General features: G+C 49.7%; 16 protein-coding genes. 8 read left to right on the top strand and 8 right to left on the bottom strand.

Going from position 1 to position 19,745, the window contains the following annotated elements:
• Nucleotides 1-2 precede the first annotated feature (2 nt).
• From cobB to U868_RS0117880, 6 genes are all read left to right on the top strand, one after another.
• Complete coding sequence (gene cobB / locus U868_RS0117905) at nt 3-851, top strand: Sir2 family NAD+-dependent deacetylase (protein ID WP_025154499.1); 849 nt, start codon at nt 3-5, stop codon at nt 849-851.
• Nucleotides 852-902: 51 nt separating this feature from the next.
• A complete protein-coding gene (pepT, locus tag U868_RS0117900; RefSeq protein ID WP_025154498.1) occupies nt 903-2,135 on the top strand; it encodes a peptidase T in 1,233 nt (410 codons plus the stop codon).
• A 265-nt stretch (nt 2,136-2,400) separates the two neighbouring features.
• Nucleotides 2,401-2,967, top strand: a complete 567-nt coding sequence (locus U868_RS0117895; protein WP_025154497.1) for a fimbrial protein — start codon at nt 2,401-2,403, stop codon at nt 2,965-2,967.
• A gap of 103 nt (nt 2,968-3,070) precedes the next feature.
• The gene (locus tag U868_RS0117890; protein ID WP_240182741.1) at nt 3,071-3,685 is read left to right on the top strand and encodes a fimbrial biogenesis chaperone; all 615 of its coding nucleotides are present in this window, start codon (nt 3,071-3,073) and stop codon (nt 3,683-3,685) included.
• A 7-nt stretch (nt 3,686-3,692) separates the two neighbouring features.
• On the top strand, nt 3,693-6,095 hold the full coding sequence (locus tag U868_RS0117885) for a fimbria/pilus outer membrane usher protein (protein ID WP_025154495.1): 2,403 nt from the start codon (nt 3,693-3,695) through the stop codon (nt 6,093-6,095).
• A 10-nt stretch (nt 6,096-6,105) separates the two neighbouring features.
• Nucleotides 6,106-7,158, top strand: coding sequence for a fimbrial protein (locus tag U868_RS0117880; protein ID WP_025154494.1), 1,053 nt, complete (start codon nt 6,106-6,108; stop codon nt 7,156-7,158).
• Nucleotides 7,159-7,219: 61 nt separating this feature from the next.
• Here U868_RS0117880 and U868_RS0117875 read toward each other — a convergent pair whose 3' ends face one another.
• The 8 genes from U868_RS0117875 to rluE all read right to left on the bottom strand — a co-directional run bounded on the left by U868_RS0117875 (nt 7,220) and on the right by rluE (nt 15,169).
• Nucleotides 7,220-8,341, bottom strand: coding sequence for a cupin domain-containing protein (locus tag U868_RS0117875; protein WP_025154493.1), 1,122 nt, complete (start codon nt 8,339-8,341; stop codon nt 7,220-7,222).
• A 112-nt stretch (nt 8,342-8,453) separates the two neighbouring features.
• On the bottom strand, nt 8,454-9,923 hold the full coding sequence (phoQ, locus tag U868_RS0117870) for a two-component system sensor histidine kinase PhoQ (protein ID WP_025154492.1): 1,470 nt from the start codon (nt 9,921-9,923) through the stop codon (nt 8,454-8,456).
• Nucleotides 9,924-9,955: 32 nt separating this feature from the next.
• Complete coding sequence (phoP, locus tag U868_RS0117865; protein WP_025154491.1) at nt 9,956-10,630, bottom strand: two-component system response regulator PhoP; 675 nt, start codon at nt 10,628-10,630, stop codon at nt 9,956-9,958.
• 173 nt (nt 10,631-10,803) lie between these two features.
• Complete coding sequence (purB, locus tag U868_RS0117860) at nt 10,804-12,171, bottom strand: adenylosuccinate lyase (protein WP_025154490.1); 1,368 nt, start codon at nt 12,169-12,171, stop codon at nt 10,804-10,806.
• A gap of 21 nt (nt 12,172-12,192) precedes the next feature.
• Nucleotides 12,193-12,822, bottom strand: coding sequence for a high frequency lysogenization protein HflD (hflD, locus tag U868_RS0117855; RefSeq protein WP_025154489.1), 630 nt, complete (start codon nt 12,820-12,822; stop codon nt 12,193-12,195).
• Nucleotides 12,823-12,824: 2 nt separating this feature from the next.
• Nucleotides 12,825-13,928 carry a tRNA 2-thiouridine(34) synthase MnmA gene (gene mnmA / locus U868_RS0117850; RefSeq protein WP_025154488.1) on the bottom strand — a complete coding sequence of 368 codons (1,104 nt, stop codon included), beginning with the start codon at nt 13,926-13,928 and terminating at the stop codon, nt 12,825-12,827.
• A 142-nt stretch (nt 13,929-14,070) separates the two neighbouring features.
• On the bottom strand, nt 14,071-14,538 hold the full coding sequence (locus U868_RS0117845) for an NUDIX domain-containing protein (protein ID WP_025154487.1): 468 nt from the start codon (nt 14,536-14,538) through the stop codon (nt 14,071-14,073).
• Complete coding sequence (rluE, locus tag U868_RS0117840) at nt 14,528-15,169, bottom strand: 23S rRNA pseudouridine(2457) synthase RluE (RefSeq protein ID WP_025154486.1); 642 nt, start codon at nt 15,167-15,169, stop codon at nt 14,528-14,530. The genes U868_RS0117845 and rluE overlap by 11 nt, the downstream gene beginning before the upstream one ends.
• 144 nt (nt 15,170-15,313) lie before the next feature.
• Between rluE and icd the strand changes: the two genes are divergently transcribed.
• On the top strand, nt 15,314-16,567 hold the full coding sequence (gene icd / locus U868_RS0117835) for an NADP-dependent isocitrate dehydrogenase (RefSeq protein WP_025154485.1): 1,254 nt from the start codon (nt 15,314-15,316) through the stop codon (nt 16,565-16,567).
• Between the two features lie 714 nt (nt 16,568-17,281).
• A complete protein-coding gene (locus U868_RS0117830) occupies nt 17,282-19,462 on the top strand; it encodes an AAA family ATPase (RefSeq protein WP_025154484.1) in 2,181 nt (726 codons plus the stop codon).
• Nucleotides 19,463-19,745 lie beyond the last annotated feature (283 nt).

Below are 19,745 nucleotides of genomic sequence, written 5' to 3'. Positions count from 1 at the left end.
TTATGCGCAGAACGCACCGATTAAGAAAGTTACGCAAACAGCGGCGGATCCTGCGCCAGCGTTTTCACTTACGCTTTTTCTATCGTGACAAATGGATGGCCGGAAAAATGGATCAGTTTAAACCGAAAGTTGTTGTGCTGACCGGCGCAGGTATCTCCGCCGAGTCAGGGATCCGTACGTTCCGTTCGGAAGACGGACTGTGGGAAGAGCACAATATTGAAGATGTGGCGACACCGGAAGGCTATGCCCGCAACCCGCGTCTGGTGCAGCAGTTTTATAATGACCGCCGCCGTCAGTTACAGTCCCCTGAGGTGAAACCGAACCCGGCACATCTCGCGCTGGCGGAGCTGGAACAGGTGCTGGGGGATAACTTCCTGCTGGTCACCCAGAATATTGACAACCTGCACGAACGGGCAGGCAGTGAGCGGATTATCCATATGCACGGCGAACTGCTCAAAATCCGCTGTGCGATGTCCGGACAGGTTCAGTCGTGTACCGGTGACCTGTCTGCTGATGAGCGCTGCCACTGTTGTCAGTTCCCGTCACCGCTGCGCCCGCATATTGTCTGGTTCGGTGAAATGCCGTTCGGCATGGATGAAATCTATCAGGCACTGAATGATGCGGATATCTTTATCGCCATCGGCACGTCCGGGCATGTCTACCCGGCGGCCGGGTTTGTCCATGAGGCACGGTTGTGCGGGGCACACACGGTGGAACTCAATCTGGAGCCGAGTAAGGTGCAGAGTGAGTTTGAAGAGTGTCACTACGGCCCTGCCGGGCAGGTGGTGCCGGAATATGTCCGTCAGCTGCTGGCACAGATTAACAACACTAAATCTGATTTGACGCAATAACTCAATTTATGTTTCCCCGATAATAAGAAATCAATGTTATTGGGGGAACACATGGATAAGTTATTGGAGCGCTTTTTCGGTTATGTCTCTTTTGACACGCAGTCGAAGCCGTCAGCCAAGCTGACACCAAGCAGCGACGGTCAGTTAAGGCTGGCGCGTGCTCTGGAAAAAGAGCTGAAAACGCTGGGGTTATCAGATGTCTCGCTGGATGATAACGGCTGCGTGATGGCAACGTTACCGGCGAATATTGACTGGCCGGTGCCGGTTATCGGTTTTATTTCTCACCTTGATACCTCTCCGGATTTCTCCGGGCGTAATGTGAATCCTCAGGTTCTGGAAAATTACCGTGGCGGTGATATCGCACTCGGCATCGGTGACGAAGTGCTGTCGCCGGTCATGTTCCCGGTGCTGCACACCATGCTGGGTAAAACCCTGATTATGACCGATGGTAAAACCCTGCTGGGTGCAGATGATAAAGCCGGTATTGCGGAAATCATCACCGCGGTGGTGCGCCTGAAAAACAGCGATATTCCGCACGGCGATATCCGCATTGCTTTCACGCCGGATGAAGAAATCGGCCGCGGCGCGCAGTATGTGGATCTGAAAAAATTCGGTGCGCAGTGGGCTTATACCGTTGATGGCGGTGGTGTCGGGGAGCTGGAATATGAAAACTTCAACGCGGCGGCGGTTGCCATCCGCATTGAGGGCAATAATGTGCATCCGGGCAGCGCCAAAGGCGTGATGGTGAATGCACTGTCGCTGGCAACCCGTATTCACAGCGAATTACCGCCGGAAGAAACCCCGGAGAATACCGGGGGGTATGAGGGGTTCTATCATCTGCAAAGCATCAAAGGCACCGTTGAACGCGCGGAAATGCACTATATCATCCGTGATTTTGACCGTAACAACTTTGAAAAACGCAAAAGCAACATGATCGCGATTGCCGAAAAAGTCGGTAAAGGTCTGCACCCGGACTGCTATATCGAGCTGACGATCGATGACAGCTATTACAATATGCGCGACCATGTGGTGAAACACCCGCATGTGATTGAACTGGCCAAACAGGCGATGATTGACTGCGATATTGAGCCGGTTATCAAACCTATCCGCGGCGGTACTGACGGCGCACAACTTTCTTATCGTGGTCTGCCGTGTCCGAATCTGTTTACCGGCGGGTATAACTTCCACAGTAAACATGAGTTTATTTCGCTGGAAGGCATGGAACAGGCTGTTTCTGTGATTATGCGGATCGCAGAATTAACGGCATTGGATATGAAAAAATAAATAATTTACATATTAATTAAATATCAATAAGCCACCTGAATAAAAGGTGGCTTTTTTATTAAATAAAATAGCCTCATAAAACAGTAAAATCCTTTCCGATGATATAATGTTTTTTATTCTTCATTATCTGCTTTTTGTTTTATATTTGTTTAACTGTTACTGATATGTTTTTTACGCCTGTCAGATTCCGGTGCAGATAGTCTTAATAAGATAATTCATATCATTAAAATTATATATAATTGATATACTTCAAAGGTAATTATTTATGTCTCGTTTCAAAAGTAAATTATTAATCTCTTCTCTTTTTTTATTGTCAGTTAATTCATTAGCAGCAGATGGTGATGAAATCCTGGGTGAACAGCCGGCTGAAGATCCTGTTGAGATCAATGGTCATATTATATTTAAGGGTGAAATTACAGATTCTAGTTGTGATATCGCTCAAAAGGATATTGAGGTCAACCTCGGTACTCATTCTGCAAAGTTACTGAAAAACAGAGATGACAGAACACCGGCAGAACAATTTGATATTGCTGTGACAGACTGTTCATTATCCATGGCATCATTAAAAATCCAGATGAGTGGTACAGCGCATAAAGATAATGCTGCATTATTCGCACTGGATGCCGGTGAGAAGAATGCCGGTAACGTCGGCATTATGGTAATTGATAAACAGGATCAGCCGGTAACACCGGGTGCCGCTTATCAGGATATTGTACTGAAAAATGATACCCGTGATTACACACTGACCTACAGCGCAGCTTATCAGGCTACCGGACTGGCAACACCGGGCGCGGGTAATGCAACGATTAACTACATCGTTTCTTACGAGTAACTGTTAATACCGGCGGCAATTGCGATTGCCGCCGCGGACAATCTGCACGATGAAAAATTATTTTACTTTTATTATTCTTGTTTTTTTGATGACGGGGCCGGCAATGGCGGGTATTGTTGTTGGCGGAACCCGGTTTATTTATCCGCAGGATAAAAAAATGATCGCGGTTCCTGTTGATAATACCGATAAAAAAACAGCTTACTTAATTCAGGGATGGATTGAAAAAGCGGATGGCATTACAAAAAGTAAGGATTTTATTCTTACCCCGGTTCTCTTTCAGCTGGATGCGGGGAAAAAAGGTATTCTGCGTGTTATGCTGAAACAGGCCGTCTTTCCGGAAGACAGAGAAACATTACTCTGGCTGAACATCCGGGGGATTCCGGAAACACAAGAACACAGAAAAAATAAACTTCATGTTGTTATCAATTCAAAATTTAAATTCTTTTATCGTCCTGCAGGATTAACTGAACCTGATTATAATGACCTGAGGTATGAACAGAAAGGAAATAAAATAAACATAATTAATAATACACCTTTCCATATTACTGTCAGAAATTTTACCGTTAATGATAAAGAATATACAGTTTCGGACATGATTGTTCCATTTGAATCATTAACTGTGCCGCTGACAGCGATTCATTCTAATGACACGATCACAGCCAGCTATATTTCTGATTTCGGCGGAATTATATCCAAACCTGTGACGTTTAAAAAATAATAATACTATGCAACTGAAAACACCTTATTTTTTTCTTTTGGTGCTGCTTCCGGGCTTTTTTCCGGAAAAGGCCCCGGCTGCACCGTATTTTAATCCGGCAGCCCTGGGTCTGAACGGTGATAACCCGGTGATGGATTCCGCGAGATTTAATTATCTGCGTGAACGGCAGTTTCAGGAAGAAGGGCGCTATTTTGTATCAGTCAGGGTTAATCAGCGGGTAACGGGCGGCCAATGGCTGGAATTTTATTATCATCCGCAGCAAAAAATATTGCTGCCGGTGGTAACCCGAAAGCAATGGCTGGCATGGGGATTACGGCCTGATGCATCGCCTGCATTTGCCGGAATGGAAAATACAGAGCAGGTTACGGATATTGCCGGGCTGGTCAGCGGAGTTGTGCTGAATTTTGATGCGGCACAGCAGGCTCTGGATATTACGATCCCGCAGCGTTTTTTTCTGACTGATGAACAACGGGCAGCGGATGCTTCATTATGGGAACCCGGGATTACTGCATTTATGCTCAATTATGATTACCGCTTTTCCCGGCAAAACAGCCGGTTCAGTGATCACACCGGACATACCCTGTTAATGCAAAGTGGTTTTAATGCCGGATTCTGGCGGCTTCGCCATCACAGCAGAGCAGAATACAGAGACCGGAAAATGGCATGGCAATCAGAACGGCTGTGGATGTACCGGGCCATTGCCCCTCTGCGCAGTGAGTTACAGCTGGGGGAACTGTTCAGCGGTGATGTGCTGTTTGACAGCCGCGCATTCAGGGGGATCCGGCTGGCTTCACAAGGGGATATGTATCCGCTGAGTCAGCAGGGGTATGCGCCGGTTATCCGCGGTATCGCCGGGCAGAGTGCGGAACTGACCATCAGGCAGCAGGGCATGGTTATTCACCGTGAAACACTACCCGCCGGTGAATTTGTGATTGATGATTTGAACAGCACTTTTCAGGGCTCGGTGCTGGATATCACTCTTGAGGAAGCAGACGGTACTGTGCAGCATTTTATGCAGTATGGTACTGCCGTTCCTGTCATGCAGCGGGAAGGGCGGCTCAGATATACGCTGGATGCCGGAAAGCGTAACCGGTACGGAAACAGCAAAAAACCGTTGTTTGTGCAGGGCACGGCGGCATATGGCATCAATTCTGTTCTGACATTATACGGCGGCGGTTACGCGGCACAGCATGCCCTGAGCAGCGGGGCGGGTGCCGGTATCAATATGGGGGCGGCAGGCGGGGTTTCCGCCGATATTCTGATGCGTCACACAACAGCACAACATTATCCGCGTTACCGGTTAAATTATCAGAATTTTTTTCCGCTGACCGCCACACTGCTGCATACCGGCGGCAGTCATGAACAACGTTCCCGGCAATGGCAGGTCCGGCTGACACAGCCGTTACCGGGCGATAACGGCGTGGTATCGGCAGGATATCATTATAACCGTACCGGACATGAGGGGTACGGAGACAGGATACTGATCAACCGCGATATCAGCTATTTCAGCCGGGCCGGCCGGATACATTACGGCGTGAATGCACAGTACCGTACCGGAGGTCACTACCGGAAAGCCGATAAACGGGTCTCTTTTTCCCTGTCTGTGCCGCTGGATTTTGCCGGTCAGCAGGTGCGCAGTCATTTTCATTACCAGCAGCGGGCAGGACAATCCTCTCTGCAGACATCCGTCAGCGGATTACTGGGTGAAGAGCAGCGCCTCGGATACGCAATCACGCACCGTTATCAGCAGCAAAACACGGTACATGACCGGGGGGCAGAACTGCGCTGGCGACATGATCTGGCTGATATCCGCGGCAGAATTAACCACAGCTATGATCAAAACATGCTGAGCGGAGATATTCAGGGCGGGCTGATTATTCATGAAAAAGGCATCACGCTGTCACGCCCGCTGGCGGAAACCAGCGGACTGGCTGATACCGGCGGTACCGGGGGAATAGGTATAGTATCACGGAGCGCCGCACGGACAGACAACGCCGGATTCAGTGTGATTCCGCAACTGAGTCATTATCACCGGAATGTTGTCCGTATCGACCCGGAAACCCTGCCGGATAATGCGGATGCGGATGATCCGGTTGTGCAGGTGATCCCGTCAAAAGGTGCCGTAGTGTCTGTCCGTTTTGCGGTGAACAGCGGTTTCCGTGCCATTTTTGCATTGAGAACCCGGCAGGGTGTCGTGCCGTTCGCTGCCCGTGTCAAAATCAGAAAAGCAGACGGAAGCAGCGTCAGCGGTATTACCGGTGAAGACGGGGACGTGTATCTCAGCGGATTACCGGCACAGGGGCGTTTGCAGGCGGTCTGGGGAAAAGCGGCGCAGGAACAGTGCGAAGCGGATTTTTCAATCCCGCCGGAACAGCAGGGATTGATCACGTTCCCGCTGATGTGTCAGTAAAGGAGTTACCATGTTTATTCAGATCAAAACATTATGCCGTGCCGGGCTTTTTTTGTGGCTGACAGCCGGATTGAGCCTGTCTGCCACCGCAGAGGAAAATTGTACATTGATGACACCGGAAACCACACTCCGTATTCCCGGCGGGATTATCAGTGAGGCTCATCATGTACCGATTGGCGGCATTATCGGGGAGATGATACTGTCTGACAGTATTGATGTCTATCAGTGCCGGATTGAGCCGGGTAAAGCGATTGAATTTGTGCTGGTGGGCGGCATGCCGGGTAACAAAATACAGCACGCCTCAGGGCAAACAATCTATGAACTTCCCGGTGGTATTGGTTACAGCCTGGGGGCGGTGGCGGAGCATCCGGAATGTATGAAGTCGTCACGTTATGTGGATGGCCGTGACTCGCCGGACAACAACCGTGCCAATAAACGGCTGTGTACGATCAGCAGCGGGATGGAGCCGTCTCAGCCATACAGGGTCCGTGTTATGGTCACTCTTTATAAACTGAAACCGCAAATAACGGCACATCATCCCGGCGGTTATCTGGGGCAGCTCTCAATGCGTGTTGACGGACAGTGGCCGTGGGAACGGTATCATATTGTTGAATCCGGGTTACATCTGGGCGGATTTACGGTCCGGCAACATTCCTGTGATCTTGATCCGCAGACAGATACCGGGGTGGATCTGGGGCCGGTATCACGGACGGATTTCAGCGGTAAAGGGTCTGTTGCACCGGGAAGTATCCGCAGCCTGACTATCGCACTGCAATGCAACTCTCTGACGCAGGCGGATATCCGGTTGTCGGGCAGTGCGTTCACGGCAAAAAACAGCCCCGGAACGCTGAAACTGACGCGGGGAAACGGCAGTGCGTCCGGTGCGGGGGTCCGGCTGACCCATAACGGCAGGCCGGTAACCTTCGGGGAAGCGCTTTCGTTTGATGAAGTCACTGCTCAGCGGGCCGTATTGCGGCTACAGGCCGCTTTTGTGCAGACAAAGGACAGTATTGAACCGGGCACAGCGGAAACGCTCCTGAATTACACCATCCGTTACCAGTAAAAAAGCGCCGCATGATGATGCGGCGCTTTTATCTGAACAGCGAAGACTATTTTATGGCTGATTAATCATCAAAATACCAGTAGCCATTATTAATCAGCACGGTCAGAAGGGTGATAAATTCCGGATCACTGAAAGCATCCCCCAGCATGGCGGCATTGATTTCATCATACTGGCAGAGCACATCCGCTGCTTCAATATGCGGGGTTTTCAGGGCCTCGCCGTTAACGAAACAGGTATCACCGACACGCAGTACCCGCAGACCATTCAGGCGGAACAGGGATTCCCCCTGTGACAGCAGTTCCTGAATTTCATCCGGGCTGTACCCCGGCTCCGGTGGTGCCAGATCCAGCTCATGGCGGGACTGGGAAATAAACTCACCGAACCACTTGCGGAATACATCCGGCTGGTCGAGCAGATCCTGCATCATACCGTGCAGTTTGGTCAGTTCGCCCTGCTGAATCAGCGCCGGGTTATCACGGAACGCCAGATCCGGGTCGCTGTAGCGGTAACTACCGAGTTCATTGGCAATCACATAATCGGCAAAACCACTGAACAGTTCACGGGCATTCGGGGCGCGGAAACCGACAGAATAGTTCAGGGATTCCTCAATGGAATAGCCTTCGTGCGGGAATCCCGGCGGAATATAGAGAATATCGCCCGGTACCATTTCATCATCAATAATGGCATCAAACGGATCCACCTGTAACAGATCAGGATGCGGCGCGTGCTGTTTCACCGGGATTTTTTCCCCGACACGCCAGCGGCGGCGGCCCTGGCCCTGAATAATGAACACATCATACTGATCCAGATGCGGGCCCACACCACCACCCGGCACAGAATAGGAAATCATCAGGTCATCCATCCGCCAGTCAGACAGGCAGCGGAACGGCTTCATCAGTGCGGCGGACGGAAAATGCCAGTGATCAACGGCCTGAACCAAGACAGACCAGTCTTTCTCTCCCAGCCCGTCAAATGCCTGAAACGGCCCGTGGCGCACATCCCACTTCCCGTTGAAACGGGTGACGATGCGGCTGTCAACTTCATCTTCCATTGCCAGTCCCGCCAGTTCATCCGGGGAAATGGTGTCGCGGAAATTGCGGAAACCACCTTTGATCAGTAACGGACGTTTTTGCCAGTGGCTTTCCATAAAGGTCTGCCAGTCTAAATTCAGTTCATAATCCATGTATTCGTCCTCAATAAACGCCGTGATCAGGCAGATAAAAGGAGTATAACGGAAAAAGACATCTTGTATTCATGCATATATTCATACATTTCCGGTAACAACAGACTGACTGTCAGTCTGTGTCTTCGTTGTGAACAGTCTGCCGCCGGAACGTCACGGTAATACGGGCACCGCCCAGCGGGCTTTCGGTGACAACCGCACCGCCGTCATACTGCTCCAGAATATCGGTGACAATCGCCAGTCCCAGCCCCTGACCCGGCTGCAGCGTATCAACCCGCTGACCGCGGCTGAAAATCAGTTCCCGTTTCTCTTCCGGTACACCGGGGCCATCATCATCGACAATCAGAATAACGGCATCATGCTGCCACTGTGCCGTCACCCCGACAAATTCCAGACAGTATTTGCAGGCGTTTTCCATGATATTGCCCATGACTTCCATAAAGTCATTCTGCTGCCCCAGCCAGGTGATATCCGGCGGAATATCGACGGTGATATCCACCCCTTTGCGCTGATACACTTTGGACAGTGCGCTGGCAAGGCTGTCAATCAACGCAGGAACGGAGGAAATGTCCCGCATCAGCACGGTATTGTCACCCCCGATACTGGCGCGGTGCAAATAATAACCGACCTGCTGGGAAATCCGTCCGATCTGCTCAAGCATGACCGGCTCGGCGGTTTCAATGGTCATATCTTTACCGCTGCGCAGTGAGCGCAGGGTACTTTGCAGCACCGCCAGCGGAGTTTTCAGGCTGTGAGTCAGATCCGAAAGTGTGCGCTGATAGCGGGTATAACGCTCCCGTTCACTGTGCAGCAGCAGGTTCAGGTTACGCACCAGCCCGCGCAGTTCACTGGGCGGGGTTTGATCCAGATCCTCGCGCTCGCCTTTTTCAAGGGCGCTTATCTGCCCGCTGAGGGCATTAATCGGCCGCAGGCTCCAGTGTGCCGCCAGCCAGATCAGCGGTGTGAGGAGAAACAGGTTGGCCAGCACCACATAGCCGAACCATTCCCAGACACGGAAAGTCTTCTGCAGATTCTGCGGGATGGTATCCACCACCACAATCGTCAGCGGCGGCAGGGTATCGGTTTTGCCGTAACGGCTGACAGACACGGAGTGGATCATCCGCCCGTCGTTATCATCATCGAGGTCATTAATCCGGATATCTTCCGTGGCAAAAAGCGGGGTATTGACCAGCAGGGATTTGGTGGCTTCCAGCGAGGTATTCAGATCATACAACCCCTCTTTGGTCAGCCATTTGGCCGGAATCGCTCTCTCCAGCGCGTCAATATGATACTGCTGCCAGAGCAGATTCTGATTGTCATCATAAATCAGCACCACGGACGGGGCATTCAGGGAGAAATTCGGCGGAAAGCGGATATTAAGTTTACCGTTATCCCACTGCGACAGGCTGTAAAACAGGTTACTCTGGCTGCGCAGCATGGTGTAGGTGGTTTTATCAAAACTGACCAGGTAACCGACCAGCGCCACCGCACCGTAAGAGAGCGTCATGGCGAGGATCACGGCAAAGGTTGCCAGTAAAAACCGGGTCCGCAGAGAGAAAGGGCGCGTTGTCCGCCTGGTCATGCGCAATACCTCAGTGGCTTAAGTGGCGTCTGTTACTTCCCGGCGTCGAAACGGTAGCCCTGTCCGCGGACAGTGACGATGGCATCAATATCGGTAAATGCCTGAATTTTCTTGCGCAGACGCCCCATCAGTACATCGATGGTGTGACTTTCACGCAGTTCGGCATCCGGATAGAGCTGGCGCATCAGGGAATCTTTACTGACGACTTTACCATTATTCCGCATCAGTGTTTCAATAATCGTGTATTCAAATGCAGTCAGCTTGACGGCGTTACCGCCGACAAGGAACTCTTTGCGGGAAAGATCGATCATAAAAATACCCAGTTCCAGCGTCTGGGAGGCAAGGCCGCTGTTACGGCGCATCAGTGCCTGCATTCGGGCGACAATCTCTTCCAGCTGGAAAGGTTTGGTGACATAATCATCCGCCCCGGCATTGAGTGCGGCGACCTTTTCCTGCCAGCTTTCGCGGGCGGTCAGTACCATAATCGGGATTTTGACCTGTTGCTGACGCCAGCGGGCAATCATCACCATACCATCCTCACCGGGCAGACCGAGATCAACCACCGCGATATCCGGCTGACTTTCCTGAAGAAAATAATCTGCTTCTTTTGAATCTTCTGCCGCATCAACCTGGTGGCCGAGGTCGCGGATCTGAACCGTCAGATGGTGGCGGAGTAAGTTGTTATCTTCCACGATGAGCACACGCATACACAATTCCTTACAAAGACAGATATCTGAACAGAAAACGATGTGAATTGTAACAGTTTACATGAAGGATGGGGAACTTGTACGCCAAATAATACGCCGGATATGCGTTTAATCATAAAAAAGAGGCAGATATCCTCTGCCTCTGTGCAATTTAATTATCAGTGAATTAATAATTACAACTTGTCTGCCAGACGAATGGCATCCCCGAGATAGTTTTCCGGGGTCAGCGTTTTCAGGCGGGCTTTTTCTGCGTCAGGCAGATCCAGTCCGTCGATAAAGACCTGCATAGCCTGAGCATCAACACGTTTGCCGCGGGTCAGCTCTTTGAGTTTTTCATACGGTTTTTCGATACCGTAGCGGCGCATGACCGTCTGAATCGGCTCTGCCAGCACTTCCCAGTTCTGATCCAGCTCGTCACGCAGGTGTTTTTCGTTTACTTCCAGCTTGCTCAGACCTTTTTGTGTGGACTGATAAGCGATCAGCGAGTAACCGATCCCCACACCCAGGTTACGCAGCACGGTGGAGTCGGTCAGATCGCGCTGCCAGCGGGATACCGGCAGTTTGGTTGCCAGATGACTGAGCACCGCATTAGCCAGTCCCAGGTTACCCTCTGAGTTTTCAAAATCAATCGGATTGACTTTATGCGGCATGGTGGATGAACCGATTTCACCGGCAATCGTTTTCTGTTTAAAGTGATTCAGGGCAATGTAACCCCAGATATCACGGTCGAAATCGATCAGGATAGTGTTAAAACGCGCCACGCAGTCAAAAAATTCGGCGATATAATCGTGCGGCTCAATCTGCGTGGTGTACGGGTTCCACTGAATACCCAGCGAGGTGACAAACTCTTCGCTGAATGTGTGCCAGTCAATATCCGGGTAGGCAGATAAGTGCGCGTTATAGTTTCCGACCGCACCGTTGATTTTGCCGAGGATTTCGGTCTGTTGTAACTGGCGGTACTGACGCTCCATCCGGTAAGCCACGTTAGCAAACTCTTTACCGACGGTGCTCGGGGTCGCAGGCTGCCCGTGGGTACGGGAGAGCAGCGGCAGGTCGCGGTAATCCGCTGCCATCGCGCGGACAGTATCAATCATCTGACGCCATGCCGGCAGCAGTACGGTTTCGCGGGCGGTGCTGAGCATCAGGGCATGAGAAAGGTTATTGATATCTTCGGATGTGCAGGCGAAATGGATAAATTCAGATACTGCGTGCAGGGCAGGTACCGCTTCCGCTTTTTCTTTGAGGAAATATTCCACCGCTTTCACGTCGTGGTTGGTGGTGCGCTCAATTTCCTTGATCCGCATTGCATCTTTTTCGCCGAAATTCGCGACAATTGCATCCAGGTAAGCGATTGCGTCATCATCAAAAACCGGTACTTCGGGGATGTCTGCACACGCCGCCAGTTTTTGTAACCAACGCACTTCGACCTGTACACGGAATTTCAGTAAACCGTATTCACTGAAAATATCGCGCAGTGCGCGTGTTTTGTCACCATAACGGCCATCGACAGGGGAAACGGCGGTAAGTGAGGATAATTCCATTGGTTGCAACTCCCGGTAATTTTAGTGTTGAGCGAGAAGATATTTAGCAGTGTCCACCAGGCGTGAACGGGAAAACATCAGCTGTAAACGGTTGCCGCCGACCTGGCGCCAGAGCACGGTGCTGCGGATCCCGCTCAGTAACAGCGAGCGGACTTTAGCCTGAATCAGGGTATTACGCAGGATCTCCGGCGAGCCGGTCACCTGGATGCGCGGGCCGAGACCGCTGATATTGTCCACATAGATCCCGGCGATAGTATTCAGCATCGCTTCCTGCGACAAACCGAAATGGTCGCGCTGGTGTTCAAGGTTATCAATACGGCGGCCGAGTTCATCCATTGCTCCCGGTTGTTTATCCAGGCGGCGCTCCAGCTGCATCAATTGCCCTATATAGCGGGTCAGCTCGGTATTCAGTCCCTGATAACCGGTCATATTGAACATACCGGCAAATGCAGACAGGCCGGTATGCAGATTCTGCACATTGTCGCCGTAGACATTCAGGACGGATGACGGGTTATTATTGGTGATACTGCGTATCATCACATCAACCGCATCATTATTGGTCTGACCTTCATGCGCCAGCTGCTGCACCAGGCGCGCGGCCTGGCAGATCCCGGCCAGAGCGAGGGTTATGTCTTCGTAATTTTTAGCCATAATCACTCCGTAATACGCGCTTCAATGACCCCGCCGCCCAGGCAGACTTCATCCTGATAAAAGACAGCGGACTGACCCGGCGTGACCGCAGCAACCGGGTTATCAAACCGGACACTGATTTTATCATCGCCGAGCGGGGTGACAGTACAGGGGATATCTTCCTGACGGTAACGGGTTTTCACCACACAGCGCAGCGGTTGTGTCAGCGGCTCCCGTGATACCCAGTCCAGCTGCTGCGCGATAAGTCCGGCAGACATCAGACGCGGGTGTTCGTGGCCCTGTGCGACAATCAGAATATTGTTTTCAACATCTTTATCGACAACATACCACGGCTCGTCTGAACCTTCACGGGTTCCGCCGATTTTCAGCCCTTTGCGCTGGCCGAGAGTATGATACATCAGTCCGTCATGCTGACCGATTTCCTGACCATCAACGGTCATAATCGGGCCCGGTTTGGCGGGCAGATAGCGGGCGAGGAAATCACGGAACTTACGCTCACCGATAAAGCAGATCCCGGTGGAATCTTTTTTCTTTGCAGTGATAAGCCCTAATTGTTCCGCAATGCGGCGGACTTCCGGTTTTTCCAGTTCCCCGACCGGGAACAGGCTCTGTGCCACCTGGTCGTGACTCAGTGTATACAGGAAATAGCTCTGATCTTTATTGCTGTCCAGGCCGCGCAGTAGCTGCGTGGTACCGTTGATATCACGGCGGCGCACATAATGCCCGGTAGCGATATAATCCGCCCCGAGATCCTCTGCGGCGTATTCCAGGAAGGCTTTGAATTTGATTTCTTTATTACACAGAATATCCGGGTTTGGTGTGCGTCCCGCTTTATATTCTTCCAGGAAATGCTCGAACACATTATCCCAGTATTCCGCCGCGAAGTTGATGGTCAGCAGTTCAATGCCGAGTTTATCGCAGACGGCCTGCGCATCCGCCAGGTCGGCGGCGGCGGAACAGTATTCGGTATCATCGTCCTCTTCCCAGTTCTTCATAAACAGCCCGGTCACCTGATAACCCTGCTGCTGCAGTAAATAGGCTGAAACGGAGGAATCCACACCGCCGGACATTCCGACGATGACTTTTTTCTGGCTGTTATCTGACATGGCTGATCTCGCGGCGATTCGGTCTGCTCCGCAAATTGTGACGCGAAGAAGAACCGGGGAAAAAAACAAGCGCCGTACTTTACCATGATACGCACAGCGGTGCATCACTCAGGTGCGGGTCCGGCACTTTTTTCGCAGTGTATTACGGCGAAACCGGTTCCCCGAATGCATCACCGAACGTTCCCAGCAGCGAAAGCGGCAGCGGTTCTGCGGCAAACCAGGCAAACATACTTTCTTTTACCAGCGGGGAGCGCAGGATCGGGCTGTGAATAATGTCATCCGCACTGACCCAGTGGCAGCAGTCGATATCGCTGTCCTGCGGGTGCGTCTCACATTCACTGTCCAGCAGCACACGGAACAGAAAACGGATAAACGGTGTGCCGTCCGGTGCGACCCACTGATGGATTTTCAGCAGGGCATCCGGGGTGGCACGGATCCCGGTTTCTTCATACAGCTCGCGCTCTGCGGCAGCAATCAGGGATTCTCCGGCTTCCAGATGTCCGGCGGGCTGGTTCCAGGTGGCGTTGCCGTTAACGGTTTCTTCCACCACCAGAAATTTTTCACCGGCGCTGACCAGGCAGGCCACGGTAATATGGGGCTTAAATGTCATTAATACTTCTCCAGTCACCGGGTTTCAGTGCGTCCAGGGTATAATCGCCGATCTGCCAGCGGATAAGGCGCAGAGTCGGATGTCCGATATGTGCGGTCATCCGGCGCACCTGGCGGTTGCGGCCTTCTCTGAGTGTCAGTTTCAGCCAGGTCACAGGGATGGATTTACGTTCACGGATAGGCGGATTACGCGGCCACAGCCATGCCGGCTCAGCAACAATTTCCGCACCGGCCGGGCGGGTCGGGCCATCATTCAGGGTAATACCATTACGTAACTGATTCAGTGCATCCTCATCCGGTATCCCTTCCACCTGCGCGTAATACACTTTTTCTGCTTTATGAGCAGGCTGTGTCAGCCGGGCCTGCAAAACACCGTCATTCGTCAGAATCAATAACCCTTCGCTGTCGCGATCCAGACGCCCGGCGGCATAAATATCTTTGATCGGGATATAGTCTTTCAGCGTATTCTGCCCGGCTTCACCGGTAAATTGCGGCAGTACATCAAACGGCTTATTAAACAAAACCATTTTGCGCGGGCCGCGTTTACGGACAGGCTTATTCAGATGGCGTTGCGCTGCCGGGTGTGAGTGTTTTTTTCCGGTCGTGCGGATTTTGGGTTGTATGACAGCCATGATATCTTTTTTATAAAAAATGAGACTTACATTATAGCTTAAAACAGTTAGGATTTGCGTGACGCGATTATTCAAGTAGTATTGACAGTGCCATTACAAAAAATTAACAAAGCATTGCGCTTACATAACATTAAGGAGAGGTTGATGGAAAGCAAAGTAGTTGTTCCGGCGAAAGGCGCTAAAATTACCATTGACGCACAAGGCAAATTAATCGTTCCGGACAATCCGGTTATCCCGTTTATTGAAGGGGACGGAATCGGGGCTGATGTAACGCCGGTAATGATTAAAGTTGTTGATGCCGCTGTAAAAAAAGCCTATGGCGGTAAGCGTGAAATCTCCTGGATGGAAATCTACACCGGTGAGAAATCCACAAAACTGTATGGCAGTGATGTCTGGCTGCCGGATGAAACCCTCGATTTTATCCGTGACTACCGCGTGGCCATCAAAGGCCCTCTGACCACCCCGGTCGGCGGCGGTATCCGCTCCCTGAACGTGGCACTGCGCCAGATTCTGGATCTGTATGTTTGTCTGCGCCCGGTGCGTTACTACGCCGGTACGCCAAGCCCGGTAAAACACCCTGAACTGACCGACATGGTGATTTTCCGTGAAAACGCGGAAGACATCTACGCCGGTATCGAGTGGAAAGCCGGTTCTGCGGAAGCAGACAAAGTGATCAAGTTCCTGCAGGATGAAATGGGCGTGACCAAAATCCGCTTCCCGCAGGATTGCGGTATCGGTATCAAACCGTGCTCCGAAGAAGGGACAAAACGCCTGGTTCGCGCCGCGATTAACTACGCGATTGATAACGACCGTGATTCTGTCACCCTGGTTCATAAAGGCAACATTATGAAGTTCACCGAAGGTGCCTTCAAAGACTGGGGATACGAACTGGCCCGTGAAGAATTCGGCGGCGAGTTACTGGACGGTGGCCCGTGGTTAAGCCTGAAAAACCCGAAAACCGGCAAACAGATCATTATCAAAGACGTGATCGCGGATGCGTTCCTGCAACAAATCCTGCTGCGTCCGGCAGAATATGACGTTATCGCCTGTATGAACCTCAACGGAGACTATATCTCCGACGCCCTCGCGGCACAGGTCGGCGGTATCGGTATCGCACCGGGCGCCAACATCGGTGATGAGTGCGCACTGTTTGAAGCCACCCACGGCACGGCACCAAAATACGCCGGTCAGGACAAAGTCAACCCGGGCTCAGAAATTCTCTCCGCCGAGATGATGCTGCGCCACATGGGCTGGTTTGAGGCCGCTGACTTAATCGTTAAAGGAATGGAAGGGGCAATCGCTGCCAAGACCGTCACCTACGATTTCGAACGTCTGATGGAAGGCGCTAAACTCCTGAAATGCTCAGAGTTTGGTGACGCAATCATCAAACACATGTAATTAAGTTTACGGTGAAATAGTTAACGGGAACTTATTGGTTCCCGTTTTTTATTGTTCAGTCTGAAACGGTTATCAAAAAGTTTGCAAAATGATTTAGCAAAACGGTATGAAATTTGTACGATTTGTGTATATCTAACGTGAGTGAAAAGTAGACTTTGTGCCAACTAATTTGTGAGTATTTCCATGAAAATACAAAAAATAAGTCTTATTTTTATAAGAATAGCTAGTGATTTGTTAGTTATGGATTGCTTCTGCACAATTCTCAAAGTATTTATTCTCGCACTAAGCTTTATTCAATATAAATTTTACGTTTCAGCTAAAAAATCTATTAATTAATGGATTATGTGATGTATCTTAATGCGCTTATACTTGAGTTTCTATACTCTCTGATATTTTATTAAAAGTACGCATAGCCCATTGATAACAATAAGTAAATTATAGTGAGTTGACGGTTGAATATTTGAAGGAGCTAATCGCTCATGTCATTTTATCTCTGGCACGGAACTGCCTCACTCTGATAGGGTAGCATCCTATCTGTTGCATACAGAAAATGATTAGTATTGAAAAGTGTATTTTTGATGTGAGTGCATTCATGAAAACTACTCTTATTGAGATGTTTTGTTAAAAGAATTATCAGCATTCATATAGAGATAGCTTTCAGATTTTTCTCTAATCAGTATGATGTTTATATATTCAAACTACAGGGATTGGACGATGAGCATACTCTCTCTGCGTGGGGTACGTAGTTATTCCCGTGATAAAGCAACTCAGATTGATATCAGCAGTTATGTTACCTTGGTTTATGGTCAGAATGGAGCCGGTAAATCGACGATATCCGGATTTTTTTATCGACCGGATAGTGATGAATATGAACAATGCAGGTTTCATCCTCAACTAGATATGCGATATCTTGTATTCAATCACCAGTTTGTTGAAGATCTTTTTCATGGCCAGGCGGCTCAACCCGGTATTTTTACACTTAGTAAAGAAAATACGGTTATTGCTGCTGAAATCGAAGCATTGGAAACAAGAGCCAGTGATCTGCGCATTACACAACAGACCAACAGCACCTCTCTGCTAGAAAATACTGCTGATCAGAAAAGAATTCGTAGTAATTGTGCTGAGCGTATTTTTAGCAGTTCTGCTGAAATAAGGTCTTCAGCCGTGGCTGCTCTGATGGGAGGAGCAAAACGTACTGAAAGCCTTTACCATAAAATCATGTCATCATCTGATGTTATTGTTACCAGTACAGCTGCTTTATGTGAAGAACTAAAGCGTCTGGAAAACAGCCAAGGTAGCCGTGTTCAACCTATTGAGAGTTTTTCTCCTTTCATATTTACAGAGGAGGAACTTACTTTGCTGGAAGAGCCATTGGTGCCATCGGGTGATAGTGTTTTGGCTGCTGCAGTAAGGCGGCTCAGCAATAGCGACTGGATAGCGCGAGGAACAGAGTGGCTTAAAGGTGATATCTGTCCATTTTGCCAGTCACCTGTAAATGGCGAACATCTTCAACAAGAAATTACCGCGTTATTCGATCATTCATGGGAAACCGCTATAAGTGCGCTGAGACAGTTGGAGAAGCGATACTCCGAGTGGAAGAGCTTATTTCCTCGCTTGCGTGAGGCGCTGAATAAATGTCCTATAGTAGGCACTCAATCACCTGTGCTCGTGCTGTTATCTGAATTTGAACAACTTGTCCAGTTTAACCAGAATGTGATTTCACAGAAGCTTGCAGAACCTTCTATATGTATCAGTCCACGAAGCATCCTTGATGAAACACTAATCTTGCAGCAGGCGCTTGCGGAACTGAACGGTGAAATAAGTGATAACAACCGATTGGCGGAGAACTACACAACAGAGCGTGCGTTACTGACAAACCGAGTTTTTGCATATATACGCCACCTTTCCTCTGATGTAATTGAGCAACAATATGCTGAATTGGCTGCATTACAGGAAGCTAGAAGAACTCAAGAAGCTGAATCAGAGTACATTACAGAAAATATCGAGAATACTGAAAAAGAAATAGCTCTGAGATATGCAAAAACTGTCAATATAGATAATACAATACAGAATATTAACAATACGTTGACTTCATTAGGCGTAGATAGTTTCAGGATCGTTAGATGTGATGAGGGCGTTGAATCTTACCGGCTCAGCAGAATAGGAGAAAACTCAAATCGTCAAGTATTTCAGACTCTTAGCGAAGGAGAGAAAACATTAATCGCCTTTTTGTATTTTATAGAAACATGCAAGGGGCGGAATAGTCGCAACCAATCTGATAATCGACCTAGTTTTATTGTTATTGATGACCCAATCTCCAGCTTGTCCCAGAATTATATTTTTGAAGTAGCCATGCTGATACAGCACGAAGTAATTAAACCTCGGCGTGCCGGAAAGGTGATGATACTCACACATAGTTTGTTCTTCTTTCAAGAGCTTCTGCTCTCAAGTGGAAGCAGGCCTGCAGGGAAAAAACCAGTAGATTGGCAATTATATCATGTTACCAAAGATCAGTTCAGCTGTGTCAGTTCTATTACAGAGAAGGATCTACTTAACGACTATCAGGCTCTCTGGTATGTATTACGCAAGGCTAGTAACGACGGACCTTCGGGTGTCATTATTCCAAACGTAATGCGCCAGATACTTGAACATTATTTCAGTTTTTCAGGGAAAAGTGAACGTCTTTACACTGCATTGAATACTCTGGCAGAGAATAATCGAGAACCTAGATTTCATGCTTTTTACCGTTTTATCAACCGTCATTCGCATGCAGATAGCCGTAACATTCGTCTTCATGAAGAATCATCAGCAGATATGTATATTGAGATGTTTAGGAGGGTATTTGAGGAGACGGGGGATATAGAACACTACAACATGATGATGGTTGAAACCTGAAGTGCTACCACTACCGGGGACATGACATTAACGATTAGGCAGGGAGCGCATGTGCATGCACACGTCCTCCCAGCGGCCTAACCGAAAACGCTGATACTTGCGCACCAGAACGGTTTTCTGTTTCATACCGGACTCCTTCTACGTCGCCGGTTTACCACCGGCCAGCCCCGTACACCTCGTACGAGCATGACTAACGTGTAGGGACAAAAGGTGCCCGGAGTGGTAGCGGAGAGATAATAATATTTATTATAGTAAATTACAACTCCCTTATACAGATAGACAT

Origin of the sequence: Morganella morganii H1r (genome assembly GCF_000633515.1) — a bacterium.
GTDB classification, from domain to species: domain Bacteria; phylum Pseudomonadota; class Gammaproteobacteria; order Enterobacterales; family Enterobacteriaceae; genus Morganella; species Morganella morganii_B.
Note: the sequence above shows the minus strand (reverse complement) of the source record. Positions and strands in the feature narration are given on the sequence as shown.